The organism is Bacillus sp. XF8 (assembly GCF_017498755.1).
GTDB classification, from domain to species: domain Bacteria; phylum Bacillota; class Bacilli; order Bacillales; family Bacillaceae_G; genus Bacillus_A; species Bacillus_A bingmayongensis.
In genome coordinates, this window is sequence record NZ_JAGDQK010000029.1 from 18,327 (window position 1) to 35,873 (window position 17,547).

A 17,547-nucleotide genomic window follows, 5' to 3' on the forward strand; every position below is an offset into this window, starting at 1 on the left:
GCTTTTTTGTTTTTGAAAAAGCGTACGTTGCGTATTTCGTAACGTACGCTTTTATGCGTTTTTGCGCATATCGTCAAGCGACGGTATGCGCTTTTTTGTCTCTATTTTGATTGTTTCCATACTTTGTATGGTTTCGATAAAACAAGATATGAAAGGGGAAGAGGTATGGTTAAACAGTATAGTTGGCGCGGTATAAAGATAGGGGCTTTTGATAGTGGATAACAGAAATAGAATGAAACAAGATTGAGAAGGGAGAGATTTCATTGTTTTCAGTATTACAAAAGTTAACATGGTTTTTTAAAGAACATTGGAAGAGATATAGTATCGCAATTGGAGCGCTTTTAATTGTAAATGTAATTGAAGTCATTCCTCCAAAAGTAATCGGATTAACAATTGATCATATAAAAATAGGATCTTTAACAAGTGAAGTAATTATGAAATATATTTGGATTTTATTTGGAGCGACAGTTGGTGGATATTTACTCACTTATGTATGGCAACACCAATTGTTTGGCGGGGCATTCGTGCTTGAAAAAACGATGCGTTCAAAATTTATGGGGCACTTGCTGAAAATGACACCGACCTTTTATCACAAAAATCGTACTGGTGATTTAATGGCGAGAGCGACAAATGATTTGAAGGCGATTGCTATGACTGCTGGTTTTGGGATTTTGACACTAGTGGATTCTAGTTTATATATGCTCACAATTGTTTTTATGATGGGTTTTTCAATTAGTTGGCAACTTACAATTGCGGCACTTCTTCCTTTGCCGATTATGGCATATGCGATGAATATATATGGAAAAAAGTTACATGAACGCTTTACGGTTGCTCAAGATGCTTTTGGAGATATGAACGATAAAGTACTTGAATCGATTGCTGGCGTGCGTGTTATCCGTGCATATGTACAGGAAAAAGCTGATGAAGAAAGATTTCATCAATTAGGAACAGATGTATATGAAAAAAATATGAAAGTAGCAAGAATTGATGCGTTGTTTCAGCCAACAGTCAAGATGCTAGTAGGTCTTAGTTATTTAATTGGTCTCGTATATGGAGCGTTTTTAGTATTCCAATCAAAGGTTACTCTTGGAGAACTTGTTTCCTTTAACGTTTACCTTGGAATGATGATTTGGCCGATGTTTGCGATTGGTGAATTAATCAATGTGATGCAGCGCGGAAATGCTTCGCTAGACCGTGTTAATGAAACATTAGCGTATGAGCCTGACGTGAAGAACGTGAAAAAGCCGAAGCGTGTACACGAACCAGAGTATATCGACTTTGATAAAGTTTCCTTTTCGTATCCGGCTTCATCAGATATGAATTTGAAAAATGTTTCTTTTTCATTAAAACAAGGAGAAACACTTGGCGTTGTTGGGAAAACAGGGAGTGGTAAAACGACCCTTGTTCGTCAACTTCTTCGTCAGTATCCACTTGGAGAAGGGGATATTACAGTGTCAGACGTTACGCTTGGTGCAATTTCGACTGAGAACGTACGAGGCTGGATTGGATATGTACCACAAGAGCATATTTTATTTTCAAAAACAGCAAGGGAAAATATTTTATTTGGAAACAGAGAAGCAAGCGAAGAGGAACTTGAAAAGGCTATTGAAATTGCAGCATTCAAAAAAGATTTAGAGTTCCTTCCAGAAGGGTTAGAGACACTTGTTGGAGAGAAAGGCGTTTCTTTATCTGGTGGGCAAAAACAGCGAATTTCGATTGCGCGAGCGGTTATTCAAAATCCAGAAATTTTAATTTTAGATGATTCATTATCAGCTGTAGATGCCAGGACGGAAGCGGCAATTATTGAAAATATACGAAGAGAAAGAAGCGGAAAAACAACAATTATAACAACGCACCGGTTATCAGCTGTGCAGCATGCGGATTGGATTCTCGTTATGGATAATGGTGAAATCATAGAAGAGGGAACACATGATAGGCTCGTTTCTAATGATGGCTGGTATAGAGAGCAGTTTGAAAGACAGCAGGGTGAAAATATAGAGGGTGAGGTGAAAATATGAGCGTTTCAAAGCGGTTATTTAGGTACGCCATGAAAGTAAAGGGAACCATTTTTGCGGCACTTGCAATGTTATTTATTTTCGTTATTGCCGAGCTTGCAGGGCCATTTGTGGCAAAGACAATGATTGATGATCATATTGTTGGGATTGAGAAGCCTTGGTATGAAACGGAGCAAGGTGAGGATGCCGTATTATATAACGGAGCTTGGTATAAGCGAAGCGACCGTTTTGAAAAAGGAGAACAAAAAGGAAAAGAAGTTCGTATTATACAAGTTGGTTTCACTTATTATTTTGTACCTAACAAAATTGCAGCCGAGGGAACACGTTCTGTAAAGGGGGATATTATTACAGTTCAAAGCGGGAAAGCAACGCAAGTGTATAAAGCAAAAATGTTAACAACTAAAGAAGTGTATTCGTTTTATGAACCTGAGATGAAACGATTACTTTTACTTGGCGGAGGATATTTTGCACTATTGTTAGTCGTATCTTTGTTTGCATACGGTAAACAGTTTTTCTTACAGAAAGCATCTAATAAAATCATTCAAATTATGCGTGAAGATGTCTTTTCTCATATTCAAACATTACCGATTCGTTACTTCGACCATTTACCAGCAGGGAAAATTGTATCGCGTGTAACGAATGATACGGAGGCAATTCGTGAGTTATATGTGACAGTTTTAGCGACATTTGTTTCTAGTTTTATTTATATTATTGGAATCTTTATTGCGTTATTTTTACTTGATATTAAATTAGCGCTTCTCTGTTTAATTATCATCCCAATTTTAATTGTTTGGGCTGTTGTATATAGAAAATATGCCTCTGTCTACAATCATAAGATGCGCTCTCGATTATCAGATATTAATGGAACAGTGAATGAATCCATTCAAGGAATGCCTATCATTCAGGCATTTCGTCAAGAGCGTACAACGAAGAAAGAATTTGAAGAATTAAATGAAGATTACTTTAAGTACCAAAATAAAATTTTAAATTTAAATGCAGCAACATCCCATAATTTAGTAGGTGTCTTGCGCAACATTGCCTTTACGGGGGTTATTTGGTATTTTGGCGGCGCCTCTTTGAGCGCTACTGGAATTATTTCTTTAGGGATACTGTATGCATTTGTCGATTATTTAACAAGGCTCTTCTCGCCAATTACAAATATGGTAAATCAGCTTGCAAATTTAGAGCAAGCGCGAGTTGCATCAGAACGTGTATTTGAACTGTTAGATGAAAAGGGAGAAGTACTCGAGGAAGATCGCATTCCACGTCTTAATGGAAATGTTCGGTTTGATAATGTTTCATTTTCTTATAATGGAAAAGATGAAGTGTTAAAACATATTTCTTTCGAGGCAAAAAAAGGAGAAACGGTTGCTCTCGTTGGTCATACTGGATCCGGAAAAAGTTCCATTATGAATGTACTCTTCCAATTTTATGAGTTTCAAAAAGGAAAACTTACAATTGATGGGCATGACGTAAAAACTATACCAAAGCAAGCACTCCGTGAACATATGGGGATTGTACTGCAAGATCCATTTCTATTTAGTGGAACAGTTGCATCAAATGTGAGTTTAGAGAATCCAAATATTTCAAAAGCTCGAATTATAAAAGCACTGCATGATGTGGGAGCAGAGAGATTTGCGAACAATATAGATGAAGAGATTACGGAAAAAGGAAGCACGCTTTCAACAGGGGAGCGTCAACTTATATCATTTGCTCGTGCATTAGCGTTTGATCCGGCCATTTTAGTTTTAGATGAAGCGACCTCAAGTATTGATACGGAAACGGAAGCAATGATTCAGGGGGCTCTAGAAGTTGTTAAAAAAGGAAGAACAACATTTATTATTGCGCATCGCCTTTCAACAATTAAGAGTGCAGATCAAATTATTGTACTGGATCGGGGCACTATTCTTGAAAAGGGCTCTCACGATGAATTAATGCAAAAAAAGGGTCGTTATTATGAAATGTATAAAACACAAATAGAAGGAAGTCAAAGTGCGTAATTTTCACGAAATGTTCAGAAAATTTTAAAGCAATGTTTACAAATAGGACCGTCCATCTCTCTATCCATGTGATATTTTGGAGTAAAGGAGGAGATAGGGATGGAAGAATTATCAGTTACCTTTAACATTGCTTTCTTTTTATTATTGTGCGGGATGATCGGGTATTGTGTATTAGAATCTTGAAAGGACTTGCTTCAGTAGCAAGTCCTTTTTTGTATAGCAAAATCCATGTTGATTTTCCCACATATAAGTCCTTGTTATGAAAAGAAAAGCAGTTCTCCACTTGTTTTCTCCTTTTGTTTTCACAGGGCATGAGGCAGAAAAAGACCCTGACCGGACGCTCTCTCCCACCCAAAAAGGAAGTTTTTTTTGTTTTACCTTTTCCTCTATAAATGCTATATTTAAACATGTTACTTATTTTTTGTATGTATCGGTTTTGTATCATTTTGTTTGATTATGAAGAAAAAGGATACACTAATGACGAACATTTTCATTGAAAAATTGTTCAAGATTGCATACAATCAATATAGTTCTTAAATTCCTATCAGAATACTTGGAGGATTAACGTTATGAAAAAATTATTTTCAGTGCTTGCAGTAGCTACACTAGCAGTCGGTATTGTAGCGGGCTGTGGCAAAGAAGAGAAAAAAGATACAGCTAGTCAAGATGCATTACAACAAATTAAGAAGAACGGTGAAATCGTTGTCGGTACAGAAGGTACATATCCACCGTTTACATTCCACGACGGAAGTGGAAAATTAACTGGGTTTGACGTTGAGTTAGCAGAAGAAGTTGCAAAACGTTTAGGTGTAAAACCAGTATTTAAAGAAACGCAATGGGACAGCTTACTTGCTGGACTTGATGCAAAACGATTTGATATGGTTGCAAATGAAGTCGGAATTCGTGAAGATCGTCAAAAGAAATATGATTTCTCTAAACCGTATATTTCTTCTTCAGCAGCACTTGTCGTTGCAAAGGACAAAGATAAGCCAGCTTCATTTACTGATGTAAAAGGATTAAAAGCAGCGCAGTCTCTAACGAGTAACTATGCTGACCTTGCAAAGAAAAATGGCGCAGAAATCCAAGGTGTAGAAGGCTTTAGTCAAGCAGTAGAACTACTTAATACGGGACGCGTTGATTTCACAATCAATGATAAATTATCAGTGTTAAACTATTTACAAACGAAAAAAGATGTAAATATTAAAATTGCAGCAACAGAAAAAGAAGCATCACAAAGTGGGTTCTTATTCCGTAAAGGTAGCGATAAATTAGTACAAGAAGTAGATAAAGCGTTAGAAGATATGAAGAAAGATGGTACGTACGACAAAATAACGAAAAAATGGTTTGGTGAAGATGTATCTAAGTAGTGTATTGATTTCAGATCGATTATCTACATGGATAGATATCATGCAAGCATCCTTCATGCCTATGCTGGAGGGTGCTCTTTTCAAGACAATTCCATTAACACTAATCACATTTGTGATTGGTCTCATATTAGCGACTTTGACGGCGCTTGCGCGTATTTCAGGTAGTCGCCTTCTGCAATGGATTGCTCGTATCTATGTATCTATTATTCGCGGAACACCACTTCTTGTACAATTATTTATTATTTTCTATGGGCTTCCAACTTTAAAAATTGAGATTGACCCATATACAGCAGCTATTATTGGTTTTTCATTAAATGTTGGTGCATATGCATCTGAAATTATTCGTGCTTCTATTTTGTCTATTCCGAAAGGACAATGGGAAGCTGCGTATACAATTGGGATGACATATCCACAAGCACTAAAACGCATTATTTTACCGCAAGCAACACGTGTATCGATTCCGCCGCTTTCGAATACATTTATTAGTTTAGTGAAGGATACTTCATTAGCATCGTTAATTTTAGTAACAGAAATGTTCCGAAAAGCACAGGAAATCGCAGCAATGAATTATGAATTTTTAATCGTTTATTTTGAAGCAGGTCTTATTTATTGGGTGATTTGTTTCTTACTATCTATCGTGCAACAAATATTAGAAAAACGTTCAGAACGTTATACTTTAAAATAATCCTTTTACAAAAGGAGTTTTTGTTTTTATGATTTCAATTCAACACTTACAAAAGAGTTTCGGTGATAACACTGTACTTAAGCATATCGATTTATCAGTAGAAAAAGGTGAGGTTGTTGTAATTATTGGACCGTCTGGCTCTGGTAAGACAACACTTTTACGTTGCTTAAATGTATTAGAAACACCAGATGCCGGTATCGTCCGCATTGGTGATAAAGAGCTGGATTTCTCTAAAAAAATAACGAAGAATGATATTGTAACGCTTCGTACACAAACGGGTATGGTGTTCCAGCATCATAATTTATTCCCGCACTTAACAGCGATTCAAAATGTAATGGAAGGGCTTGTTACAGTGAAAAAGATGGGGAAAGAAGACGCGAAGAAAAAAGCGACGTATTTCCTTGAAAAAGTTGGACTTGGTGACAAGATGAATTTATATCCATTCCAACTATCAGGCGGACAGCAGCAGCGCGTTGGAATTGCTCGTGCGCTTGCGATGGAACCAGGGGTTCTATTATTTGATGAACCAACGTCAGCGTTAGATCCAGAACTTGTGCAAGAGGTCCTAAAAGTCATGAAAGAACTTGCAAAAGAAGGAATGACAATGGTGATTGTAACGCATGAAATGCGCTTTGCTCATCAAATTGCGAATCGTGTTATCTTTATGGATGGCGGTGTTGTTGTAGAACAAGGGACACCAGAAGATGTATTTACAAATCCGAAAGAAGAACGAACAAAGAAATTCTTGCAAATGCTTCAATAGTAAGAAAGGTCTCAGGGCGAATGCCCTGAGACCTTTTTTGCCATATATATTTATTTTTGGAATCCGCCAAGGCTTTGCTCAGCCATTGCTACTAAACGTTTTGTGATTTCGCCACCAACAGAACCGTTTGCACGAGCTGTAGAATCTGCTCCTAATTGTACACCAAATTCTTGAGCGATTTCATATTTCATTTGATCGATTGCAGCTGTTGCGCCTGGTACTACTAATGGATTTGAAGAATTTTGGTTTGCCATAGGAATATATCCTCCTTAGAGTATAAAAAATTTTTGGTTGGATTAGCTGGAGTTGAACCAGATGATCGCCCCGTTTGGCGCCAATCCATCGTTTGAGGTGAATGTACTCATAGTATGGATGTTACGTAGAAAGATATGCGGGTTAATGGTTTGTAAATTTTGTAAATGATTCGGTGTGAAGAGTATGAAATAAACAAGTGAGTAAACGTTGTATTTTTCTAAAAGAAGGCTACACTAATTGTAAATATGAAACCTCTATAATTGGAGGAGTGAATTATATTTGGAGGAGTTTATATGGCGATATGTCCGCTTTGTAATGCATTGGAAGCTCAAACATATTCTTGTCCAACTTGTACAAATGTACTCCAAGATTATGGGAAAGTTGTGGATTATACAGATGCTTATAGCGCATACATGGATCAAGATTTATTAATAGAAGTAGACGGTTTAACAGGGGAGAATTCTCAGCAATATTGTGTTCATGTTTTCTATTGCGGGGCGTGTGGTACACAAACTGAACTAACAGTGAAACTAGTGTAATACAGTGAAACTTCCACCTATCATAAGGCGGAAGTTTCATCTTCTCGTAATCGCTGTTTCGGGCGTGGGGGAGAGTGTTCTGTTAAATGGATGGCATATTCGTAAAATAACTGCCTCGTCAGCTCACTATGTTCTTGTAATTTCTCGGATTGAAAGACAGTTCTTCCAGGTTTGGAATTGGCTTCAAATAGCCAAACCTTCCCATCTTTATCTAAACCTAAATCAAAACCAATCTCTCCAATATTTCCTTCCATGCACTGATCTAAAGTAGAACTTATTTGCAAGGCTGCATCTGTTAATTTATTCATGATTCGAACACGCTCCGTCGCATCAGGAAAGATATCTTGGAGTAGTTTTACTTCTCCACCGCTATTTATATGCGTTGTCATACTGCCTTTTCCAGCGATTTTCGCAACGATGGCACTAACTCTCCAATTACCAAAACGATTTTTATTTGTATGAATTCGAAAGTCTACCGGCTGCCCACCTATACGTAATAAAACAATTCCTTGCTGGACAATAAATTGTTTTAAATCATGTCCTTGCATAACGTGATTGATCAGTGTTTCTAAAGAGTGATACTTTCGTAATTTGTTTTGTCCCCCTTCTCGGTAACGGCAATAATAACAGCTTTCTGTAGTCGAATAAAAAATTTGATAAATATTTTTTCCAAAACTACCATGCACAGGTTTCATATAAACGTGTTTGTGTGATGATAAGAAATGCTCTACTTGCTCGAAGTGCCGAAATGTTTCTGTTTGAGGTAACAGAGAAGCGACTGTTTTTTTATCTATAAGAATCTGGTGTATATTCCATTTATCGAAAAACCCTGGATTGAACCATGGGATGGCGTACTTTGTTTGTAATTGTTTTTTTGCTCGAATGATAGGTTTATACATCTCTGCTTGCCGATTAGGTAACCGATCGTAAATAACGTTTGGAAAAGGAACTTTACATTGTATCCAGCTTTCCTCTTTGAAAAAGTATCCATTAATCGTTTCTTCATCCCAGTTTATATGTTGTGCACCAAATAAGAAAACGAATGGATGTAAAGAGTGAGGTGGGGTCAGTAACTCCTTGAAACTGATAGAACGATTGCCAATGGGATGAGAAGTGGATTCCGTAAAACCGGTTGTGAAAATACCAATCAATGGTCCAAAGATAAGTGTTTGATTTTGAATGAAAGCTTGCATGGCGTTTGAAGGCGGAAGCAAGAGTTCTTCTGCGATCTGCTTGCCTATTATAATTTCGTGAGCATAAGTATAATGAATTTCAATATTTTCACATGTCGTATGTCGTGTACCGAAGGAAAGAAATGTAAAGGGAGAAGTACTAGAAAATATATAGGGCAATGTTAGCGACCTTGGGTGATCAATAGAAATTTGTAATGTGTAAATATGATCTTTCAATATAGTAGTCACTCCTTTTTCAGTTACGGTATAAATCGATTCAACCGTAATGGGCCGTGGGAAGCTTCTTCGGCCAGTGAATAATCATGCTGTTTTCACATTAGCATGTATAATCCCAAGTGCTCTATTTTATCCATTATGTAAAAAGAGAAAAGGGGACTGCTCAATCGTTTTTTATTCCTATTTTAAAATTTTATGATAATGGATTAGTTACTTGTGAAAATGGATCAGAGCAATTTCATTATATACATTGCAAACATGCTTCCATATCATTATACTGTTGTCCGTATAACGATATTCTATTTTTGGATGATCAATGTTTTAGGACGGAGTTTCATCCCGCTATATACATACAAATTGAAAAAGCTTTCTTTTTGGATGTGAGAGAGAATCCGGTCATGCATAGAAGCGGTCAGGGCCTTTTTTCGCCCCATGCCAAGTGAAAACAGAGGGAGCAAGCGAGTGGAGGTCCTCTTTTGTTTTTCATAGCAGTGACTGATGTGTGGAAAGATCGAAATGGATTTATCCCGCTATTCGCGGGCAGTAAGCCCCCCGCTGATTAAAGTTTCACTTTATATACATTGATAAATAAAGTGAAATTTCTTCACATCTTGAGCATAGTTTGATATTGTAAGAAGGTGCGTATCAAAAGATACTCAAAGGGCGAGGACAGTAGACCAAGCCCGCTAAAGGAGGAAAAATAAAATGACAAAAAACATTCATGATGTTGCATATGAATTACAAAAAGCAATTGCAGAAAATACAGATTTCCAAGCTTTAAAAGCTAGTTATGCAGAAGTTCAAGGAGATGCAGCATCAAAAGAACTATTTGATCAGTTCCGTACAATGCAATTAGGTTTACAACAAAAAATGATGCAAGGCCAAGAAATTACAGAAGAAGATAACCAAAAAGCACAAGAAGTTGTAGCACTTATTCAACAAGATTCAAAAATCGTAAAGTTAATGGAAGCAGAGCAACGTTTAAATGTTGTAATCGGCGATATTAACAAAATTATTATGAAGCCGCTTGAAGAGTTATATAGTGCATATCAAGCTTAATCTAAAAAGACGTTTCCTGAACTAGTGGGAAGCGTCTTTTTTCTATGGAATTCATCAGTACTTTGGCGGAATCTTCTGTTCTTAATTAATTGGAGAAATTAAAGCTATATAGGAAATAAGGTAGAGGAATGTGCCTGAAAAATATGTGATAAGGATGGAAAAATTCGCAATAAATATTATTTTAATATAATAGAATGAATGTAAAGGTTTTCATCGTTTATTGTCAAAATAATGTCGAATTCATATTGTTGGAAAAGTAATACATTTATAATATAATAATCAACAGGACATATTACACTAAGTTAATTAACTAGGTGTAATATGTTGTGTAGTTTACATAAAAAGCTTTATTGTACACGATTTTGACATAAAGGGATGATTAGTTTGAGTACAGAAGTAAAAGCCAACAACGTGAAAACAACAACAAAAGGAGCCGATCTTGTTGTCGATTGTTTAATCCAGCAAGGAGTTACACATGTTTTCGGTATTCCGGGTGCAAAAATTGACTCTGTATTTGATGTGTTGCAAGAACGAGGACCAGAGTTAATCGTTTGTCGCCATGAACAAAACGCAGCATTTATGGCAGCGGCTGTTGGAAGATTGACAGGGAAACCAGGTGTATGTCTTGTTACATCAGGGCCAGGAACATCAAATTTAGCGACAGGTCTTGTTACTGCTACTGCAGAGAGTGATCCCGTTGTTGCTTTGGCAGGTGCAGTACCACGTACAGATCGTTTAAAACGTACGCATCAATCCATGGATAATGCTGCACTATTCGAACCAATCACAAAATATAGCGTAGAAGTAGAGCATCCTGATAATGTGCCAGAAGCACTTACAAATGCATTTCGTAGTGCAACTTCTACTCATCCGGGAGCAACGCTTGTTAGTCTTCCACAAGATGTTATGACTGCTGAAACGACAGTATCATCTATTGGTGCGCTTTCTAAGCCACAACTTGGTATCGCTCCCATACATAAAATTGAAGCAGTTGTAGAACAAATTAAATCTGCAAAATTACCAGTCATTTTACTTGGTATGAGAGCGAGCACAAATGAAGTAACAAATGCGGTTCGTAAGTTAATTGCTGATACACAATTGCCGGTTGTTGAAACGTACCAAGCGGCTGGAGCGATTTCACGTGAATTAGAAGATCATTTCTTTGGACGCGTTGGATTATTCCGCAATCAACCAGGTGATATTTTACTAGAAGAAGCGGATCTTGTTTTATCTATTGGTTATGATCCAATTGAGTATGATCCGAAGTTTTGGAATAAATTAGGCGACAGAACAATTATTCATCTTGACGATCATCAAGCTGATATTGACCATGACTATCAACCAAATTGCGAATTAATTGGTGATATTGCATTAACTGTAGATAGCATTGCAGAGCAATTACCAAGACTTATCTTGTCAACAAAATCAGAAGCTATTTTAGATCAATTGCGTGCGAAATTGTTAGAGCAAGCTGAAGTGCGGGCTTGTGATTCACAAGGACTTACACATCCATTACAAGTGATTCGTACACTTCGTTCATTAATTGATGATGAAACAACGGTTGCATGTGATATCGGTTCACATTACATTTGGATGGCGAGATGCTTCCGCTCTTATGAACCACGTCGATTACTATTTAGTAACGGTATGCAAACATTAGGTGTCGCACTTCCTTGGGCAATTGCAGCGACATTGGTTGAACCAGGTAAAAAAGTTGTTTCTGTTTCTGGAGATGGCGGTTTCTTATTCTCTGCAATGGAGCTAGAAACAGCAGTACGTCTTAAGTCCCCAGTTGTTCATCTTGTTTGGAGAGATGGTACATATGATATGGTTGCGTTCCAACAAATGATGAAATATGGCAGAACATCAGCGACAGAATTTGGTGATGTTGATATTGTGAAGTATGCAGAAAGCTTCGGTGCTACTGGACTTCGCGTAAATGCACCAGAGGAGCTAGAAAGTGTATTACAGGAAGCAATGAAAGTAGAAGGTCCTGTAGTTGTAGATATTCCAATTGATTACCGCGATAATATTAAATTAAGTGAAAAATTACTACCAAACCAATTGAACTAATGGTAAAGGAGTAGAATAGATATGAGTATTGCGCAATTATTAGATATTGATGCAAAAAAAACGAAAACGAATAATGAAGTATATCAAACATCGACAATGCTTGCTTTATTAGATGGTATATATGATGGAATCATTAATTTTGAACAATTAAAAAACCACGGTGATTTTGGCATCGGTACGTTTGATCAATTAGATGGTGAAATGATTGCTTTTGATGGAGAGTTTTATCATTTACGTTCCGATGGTTCGGCAGAAATGGTAGAGCCAGAAGAAACAACGCCATTTTCAACTGTAACATTTTTTGAAAAAGAAATGAGCTATACAATTGATCGTCCAATGAATCGTGAAGAAGTAGAAGCGTTATTACACGAATTAATGCCAAGTAAAAATTTATTTTATGGTATTCGCATGGATGGAACATTCCGTGAAGTAAGAACGAGAACTGTTCCACGTCAAGAAAAGCCGTATACACCGCTTGTAGAAGTGACAAAATCACAGCCGATTTTTTCTTTCTCAAATACAAAAGGAACAATGGCAGGATTTTGGACACCAGACTATGCGCAAGGAATTGGAGTAGCGGGTTATCATTTGCATTATATTGATGATGAGCGAAGCGGGGGCGGACATGTTTTTGATTTCACCGTCCAAAACTGTACAATTCAAATTTGTCAAAAAGCGCATTTACATTTAGCTCTCCCAGAGACAGCTGATTTTATGGCAGCTGATTTATCGAGAGAAAACCTTGAAAATGATATTGCGACCGCGGAAGGTGCAGAGTAAAAAAGAAGCCAAATTGGCTTCTTTTTTACTTAGAAACGAATGGGTGTTTTTTGAAATAAAAACGCCAAGGATAATCCACAGCTTCTTCTGCATAGTCAATATTAATGCGAGGACCAGCAGTAATATCATATTGAGAGGATAGGTGTTCTTCCTCAGGAACTAATTCAATATAGAGTTCATCACCTTGCAAAGATAGCCCCCGTTCCTCTAAAGTAATGCCGAGCGCACGACATAGCTTTCCAGGTCCATTTGTTAAGTTCTTATATTGCGTTTTTGTAATGTCAGTTTTATCATAACGTGCTATTTTCATTTCTTCTATTCCATCGACTGGCTCTAGTGCGCGGATGAGAACGCCTTGGGGGATGCCAACTGGAGCAGTGATGACATTAAAACAATGATACATACCATAAATAAGATACACATAAGCATGCCCAGGCGCACCAAACATAATTTCTGTTCGTTCGGTTCGCCTCCCGCCATAGCTATGGGCCGCTTTATCATCTGGTCCCTTATATGCTTCTACTTCTACAATGAATCCGCTCCGTTTTACTCCATTTACTATATGTACAAGTTTATGACCAAGTAAATGTCTAGCGACTTCTAATGTATCGCCTTCATAAAAAGAAGGAGGTGCTTTCATATTGGTAGCTCCTTTACTGCTGATATATGTATATATTAAACCAAATTTGTGGTAAGGATTCTAACTCGTTCTAATTAATAAATTTATTTCATAAATTATGGATAGAGTAAAAGCAGCTAAGAGGAGGGAAAACGACATGATTTATCGCTTGTTGGCTCTTAATATAGATGGGACACTCCTGCAGAAAAATGGGAAGATATCAAAAGGAACACGAGAAGCTATTGATTTTGTGAAACGAAAAGGTGTATATATTACGCTGTTTACAAGTCGGCACTTTCAATCAGCTCATAAAATAGCAAAGTCATTAAAACTAGATTCCATATTAGTTACGCATAGCGGTGCTTTTATTTCTGCGTCATTAGATAAACCACTCGTTCAAAAACGATTATCAGAAGAGAAAACGTTTAATATCGTGCAAGTACTTGAACATTTTGAATGTAATATCCGTATTTCACATGAACGCTTTTCTATTGGTAACCGTGAGCAAAATACACCAAATTTAATTGCGCGCACTGTATTATCAAGTACGGATCCATTATTTTATCCTGTTCAATTTGTAGATTCATTAGGTGACGCACTTCGTGATCAGCCTGTTGCAGCTCCGAAAATTGATGTTGTCTTTGCGAGTAGAGGAGAAAGAGAACGCGCGCTTAAAACGTTGAGAAAAGCGTTTAAAAATGTCGAGTATATAGAATCCGATGGGGGAAGGGCAGAAATTCTTCCGCAACATGTATCGAAACTAAGAGGATTGCAATTATTAGGAGAACACCTTGGAATAGAATTGAATGAAATGGTGGCGATTGGAGATAGTTTGGAAGATTTAGATGTCATTACGAGTGTTGGATTAGGAGTTGCGATGGGAGATGCACCTATTCCATTGAAGCAAGCGGCAGATTGGATTACTCGTTCTAATAGTGAAAACGGAGTCGAGTATATGATTAAAGAACATTTTCGAAAGCAATTCCCACTTCCATTTCTAAAAAATCATTCGCAGGTTCATAAACGATGACGCATTAATGAAGAAACGTAGCTTTTAAGCTACGTTTCTTCATTTTTTAATCAGTTATTTGTTGGAAAAAGGAAATTTTGAAGATTAGTAATCCGAAAATATTTTGTGAATAATTATATTTTTTGATATTTTTGGATGTATGTAAATTGTGTATTAAATCTATACAATTCACTTGAATGTTTAAGTATAGTGTTGTAGAGTGGAGGATGTTACTACTATTTACCATCAGTTGAAGATTATTTACGGTATCTTTCTAAGGCCTCACCCAATAAAAAATTGTCCTGTATACTCCCTATTTATTCTATGTTTTCAAAATGAATTGCTCTGTTTATTGTATAGACATATAGAAGTATGAATTCTTCTAGTCTTTAAGTGGATATTTTAGATTAATAGTCGAAATGTAAAAAATGAAGTTTTATAAGAAATGTTTTTTATCTGTAAGCAAAATTGTGAAGAGGGGGAATGAGTGTTTAGTGAAAGCATTCAAACAAAAAATCAAGAAAATAAGTCTTAGTGTTATAGCGTTATTACTTGTATGTACGAACTTTTTAATCCACTTATCAAGTAAAGCAGAAGCAGCTGTGGCAGAGTTAAAAGGTTTAGGAGATGCTTCCTATTACAATGCAATCATTTTTGGAGATCATAGTGCGACGAGTGCTGATATCGAAGGAGCAATGGCAGTTCAAGGGAATATGAATGCATCAAGCTACACAGTTGCAGCAGCTGCAACTGGGGCACCTAACTTAGCGGGGGCAAAATGGACTGATGAGGGATATCCATCCTTATTGCTAGGAGGTCAATTTACGAAAGCCGGCGAGGGTCAAGTCATTATACAAGATGGTACAGTGGTAATGACACAAGAAGGTGATTCAACTGGTGCGTTAAAATCATCATATGACCGTATTTCTTATAAAGAAAAGTCTGAGATTGATGCGAAATTTAAAGAGTTCCGAAAAGATACTAATCGTGTAATTGAAGACGCGAGTCAGTTTCATACAAATAATCCAAAACCTAATATGAGTTTTGGTATTGGTGAAGATGTAAATAACCCTAACATTTATGTTTCTTCAGGATTAACAGGACAATCAACATTAAATGTGAGAGATGTTTTTCTTCCAAATGTAGATAACAAAGATTTTATTGTTATTTATTCAGATGCAACAGAAGTAGATTTTAGAACGGGTGCAATTTTGTATGATACAAATAATACTGGAATGGCAACGGAATTAATTAATACTTCTCAAGCGTATGATCCTAATTCGCACTTTACTGAATTGGCTAGTAAAGTAATGTGGGTTTTCCCAAATGCTACGAAAATTTCAACTAAAGGATACGGAATCGTTGGAAGTGTATTTGCTCCTAATGCGGTAGTAGAAACACACGGCGGATCTATTAACGGACAAGCTTTCCTTGGGGGCTTACACCAAAGAGGCGGATTTGAAGTTCATAATTTCAAATTTAACTGGTCAAAATGGAAAAAACCAGTAGTTGAAAAAGGGCATTTGAAAATTAAAAAAGTTGATGAGAGCGATAATAATATTGTTCTGAAAGGTGCAACATTTGATGTTGTAAATAAAGACAATGAAGTTGTAGCCACTGTTACGACAGATGACAATGGTATAGCAGAGGTTAAAGACTTACCGCTTGGTGATTACGTTGTAAAAGAAACGAATGCACCTGAAGGATATGTGAAAAGTGATACACCTGTAAAAGTAACGATTGATAGTACAAAAGTAGTTGAAATTGTTATGGGAAATACGAAAAAAGTAGAAAATGGCCAATTTAAATTACTTAAAAAAGATAGTGAATCAGGTCAACTTCTAGCAGGTGCCAAATTTAATGTGTACGATAAAGCTGGAAATGTTGTTGATACAATCACTACAAATGAAAAAGGTGAAGCCTTATCAAAACAACTTCCAGTTGGAACATATACATTAAAAGAAATTGAAGCACCGAAAGGTTATGAACTATCAACTGAATCTATTCGTGTTGATGTGGTATCCAATCAGATCGTTACGGTAGAAGCATTGAATAAAAAAATCAATGAAAAAGTCACAGGTCAGTTTGAAATCGTCAAAGTAGACGCAAACGATGAAACGAAAGTATTATCAGATGCAGAATTTGAAGTATATAAAGATGGTAAGAAAGTAGAGACGTTAAAAACTGACAAAACAGGTAAAGTAATCTCTGCGAAATTAGAACCAGGCACATACACGTTAAAAGAAACAAAAGCTCCAGAAGGCTATAAACTATCTGGAAATGAAATCGAAGTAGTAGTTAAGGCGAATGAAGTTGTTCAAGTAAAAGTAGAAAATGCGAAAGAACTCGGAAGCTTACAAGTCATCAAAAAGGATGCAGAAAGCGGAAAAGTACTAGCGGGCGCAGAATTTCGACTGAAAGACGAAAATGGTCAAGTGGTTGGAGAAGCAAAAACAACAGATAAAGATGGTGTAATTAAGTTTGAAAACTTAGTACCAGGTAAATATACGCTGGAAGAAACGAAAGCGCCAGAAGGTTATAAAGTAGTAAATGCTACAGTAGAAGTAAATGTAGTGGCAGATGAAGTAGTGAAACAAGAAGTATTGAATGAAAAAGTAGTAGGTCAATTTGAAATTGTCAAAGTAGATGCAAATGATAAAGAAAAAGTCTTATCAGGTGCAGAATTCACAGTGTATCAAGATGGTAAAAAGGTAGCGGAGCTAAAAACGGATGAAAACGGAAAAGCGATGTCATCGAAATTACCATTAGGTGAATACACAGTGAAAGAAACAAAAGCTCCGGAAGGCTACAAACTTTCTGATAAAGAGTGGAAAGTAACACTTCAAAATGAACAAGATGTAGTCAAAGTGGAAGTAGAAAATGAAAAAGAAAAAGATCCAGGTGAACCAGGAGAAGGAACGACAGACCCAGGTGAACCAGGAGAAGGAACGACAGACCCAGGTGAACCAGAGGA

At 36.8% G+C, this 17,547-nt stretch carries 14 protein-coding genes; 11 read left to right on the forward strand and 3 right to left on the reverse strand.

Features of this window, described 5'->3' with window-relative positions; all coding sequences use genetic code 11:
* The first annotated feature begins 263 nt into the window (after window positions 1-263).
* The 5 genes from J4P91_RS18200 (at window position 264) to J4P91_RS18220 (ending at window position 6,830) form a co-directional block, all read left to right on the forward strand.
* Window positions 264-2,018 carry an ABC transporter ATP-binding protein gene (locus J4P91_RS18200; RefSeq protein ID WP_207995251.1) on the forward strand — a complete coding sequence of 585 codons (1,755 nt, stop codon included), beginning with the start codon at window positions 264-266 and terminating at the stop codon, window positions 2,016-2,018.
* Entirely contained in the window at window positions 2,015-4,015 is a 2,001-nt protein-coding gene (locus J4P91_RS18205; protein WP_207995252.1) for an ABC transporter ATP-binding protein, read from the forward strand. The genes J4P91_RS18200 and J4P91_RS18205 overlap by 4 nt, the downstream gene beginning before the upstream one ends.
* Window positions 4,016-4,584: 569 nt before the next feature.
* Window positions 4,585-5,382, forward strand: a complete 798-nt coding sequence (locus J4P91_RS18210; protein ID WP_207995253.1) for an amino acid ABC transporter substrate-binding protein — start codon at window positions 4,585-4,587, stop codon at window positions 5,380-5,382.
* Window positions 5,369-6,067, forward strand: coding sequence for an amino acid ABC transporter permease (locus J4P91_RS18215; RefSeq protein WP_017153118.1), 699 nt, complete (start codon window positions 5,369-5,371; stop codon window positions 6,065-6,067). Before J4P91_RS18210 ends, J4P91_RS18215 begins: the two co-directional genes overlap by 14 nt.
* 28 nt (window positions 6,068-6,095) lie before the next feature.
* Window positions 6,096-6,830, forward strand: a complete 735-nt coding sequence (locus J4P91_RS18220) for an amino acid ABC transporter ATP-binding protein (protein ID WP_207995254.1) — start codon at window positions 6,096-6,098, stop codon at window positions 6,828-6,830.
* 50 nt (window positions 6,831-6,880) lie between these two features.
* On the opposite strand, the gene sasP is transcribed toward J4P91_RS18220, so the two are convergent.
* Window positions 6,881-7,084 (reverse strand): small acid-soluble spore protein, SasP family, encoded by a 204-nt coding sequence (gene sasP, locus J4P91_RS18225; protein WP_017153116.1) that lies wholly within the window; start codon window positions 7,082-7,084, stop codon window positions 6,881-6,883.
* Window positions 7,085-7,378: 294 nt separating this feature from the next.
* Between sasP and J4P91_RS18230 the strand changes: the two genes are divergently transcribed.
* Window positions 7,379-7,624, forward strand: coding sequence for a hypothetical protein (locus J4P91_RS18230; RefSeq protein ID WP_207995255.1), 246 nt, complete (start codon window positions 7,379-7,381; stop codon window positions 7,622-7,624).
* A gap of 20 nt (window positions 7,625-7,644) precedes the next feature.
* Here J4P91_RS18230 and J4P91_RS18235 read toward each other — a convergent pair whose 3' ends face one another.
* Window positions 7,645-9,033 carry a YheC/YheD family endospore coat-associated protein gene (locus tag J4P91_RS18235; protein ID WP_207995256.1) on the reverse strand — a complete coding sequence of 463 codons (1,389 nt, stop codon included), beginning with the start codon at window positions 9,031-9,033 and terminating at the stop codon, window positions 7,645-7,647.
* A 705-nt stretch (window positions 9,034-9,738) separates the two neighbouring features.
* Between J4P91_RS18235 and J4P91_RS18240 the strand changes: the two genes are divergently transcribed.
* The 3 genes from J4P91_RS18240 (at window position 9,739) to budA (ending at window position 12,945) form a co-directional block, all read left to right on the forward strand.
* A complete protein-coding gene (locus tag J4P91_RS18240; RefSeq protein WP_207995257.1) occupies window positions 9,739-10,092 on the forward strand; it encodes a YlbF/YmcA family competence regulator in 354 nt (117 codons plus the stop codon).
* A 384-nt stretch (window positions 10,093-10,476) separates the two neighbouring features.
* On the forward strand, window positions 10,477-12,165 hold the full coding sequence (gene alsS, locus J4P91_RS18245) for an acetolactate synthase AlsS (RefSeq protein ID WP_207995258.1): 1,689 nt from the start codon (window positions 10,477-10,479) through the stop codon (window positions 12,163-12,165).
* Between the two features lie 21 nt (window positions 12,166-12,186).
* Window positions 12,187-12,945 (forward strand): acetolactate decarboxylase, encoded by a 759-nt coding sequence (gene budA / locus J4P91_RS18250; RefSeq protein WP_207995259.1) that lies wholly within the window; start codon window positions 12,187-12,189, stop codon window positions 12,943-12,945.
* A 25-nt stretch (window positions 12,946-12,970) separates the two neighbouring features.
* On the opposite strand, the gene J4P91_RS18255 is transcribed toward budA, so the two are convergent.
* A complete protein-coding gene (locus J4P91_RS18255; RefSeq protein ID WP_207995260.1) occupies window positions 12,971-13,585 on the reverse strand; it encodes a DNA-3-methyladenine glycosylase in 615 nt (204 codons plus the stop codon).
* Between the two features lie 136 nt (window positions 13,586-13,721).
* Between J4P91_RS18255 and J4P91_RS18260 the strand changes: the two genes are divergently transcribed.
* Both J4P91_RS18260 and J4P91_RS18265 read left to right on the forward strand, forming a co-directional pair.
* The gene (locus J4P91_RS18260; RefSeq protein WP_207995261.1) at window positions 13,722-14,594 is read left to right on the forward strand and encodes a Cof-type HAD-IIB family hydrolase; all 873 of its coding nucleotides are present in this window, start codon (window positions 13,722-13,724) and stop codon (window positions 14,592-14,594) included.
* A 473-nt stretch (window positions 14,595-15,067) separates the two neighbouring features.
* On the forward strand, window positions 15,068-17,547 hold a 2,480-nt coding region (locus J4P91_RS18265; RefSeq protein ID WP_307802544.1), incomplete at its 3' end, for a SpaA isopeptide-forming pilin-related protein.

What these genes read in the sequence shown, in the direction of transcription:
- J4P91_RS18205 (WP_207995252.1), top strand. Translation starts at nt 2,015, where the DNA reads ATGAGCGTTTCAAAGCGGTTATTTAGGTACGCCATGAAAGTAAAGGGA.
- J4P91_RS18260 (WP_207995261.1), top strand. Translation starts at nt 13,722, where the DNA reads ATGATTTATCGCTTGTTGGCTCTTAATATAGATGGGACACTCCTGCAG.
- J4P91_RS18240 (WP_207995257.1), top strand. Translation starts at nt 9,739, where the DNA reads ATGACAAAAAACATTCATGATGTTGCATATGAATTACAAAAAGCAATT.
- J4P91_RS18215 (WP_017153118.1), top strand. Translation starts at nt 5,369, where the DNA reads ATGTATCTAAGTAGTGTATTGATTTCAGATCGATTATCTACATGGATA.
- J4P91_RS18210 (WP_207995253.1), top strand. Translation starts at nt 4,585, where the DNA reads ATGAAAAAATTATTTTCAGTGCTTGCAGTAGCTACACTAGCAGTCGGT.
- J4P91_RS18230 (WP_207995255.1), top strand. Translation starts at nt 7,379, where the DNA reads ATGGCGATATGTCCGCTTTGTAATGCATTGGAAGCTCAAACATATTCT.
- J4P91_RS18220 (WP_207995254.1), top strand. Translation starts at nt 6,096, where the DNA reads ATGATTTCAATTCAACACTTACAAAAGAGTTTCGGTGATAACACTGTA.
- budA (WP_207995259.1), top strand. Translation starts at nt 12,187, where the DNA reads ATGAGTATTGCGCAATTATTAGATATTGATGCAAAAAAAACGAAAACG.
- J4P91_RS18255 (WP_207995260.1), bottom strand. Translation starts at nt 13,585, where the DNA reads ATGAAAGCACCTCCTTCTTTTTATGAAGGCGATACATTAGAAGTCGCT.
- sasP (WP_017153116.1), bottom strand. Translation starts at nt 7,084, where the DNA reads ATGGCAAACCAAAATTCTTCAAATCCATTAGTAGTACCAGGCGCAACA.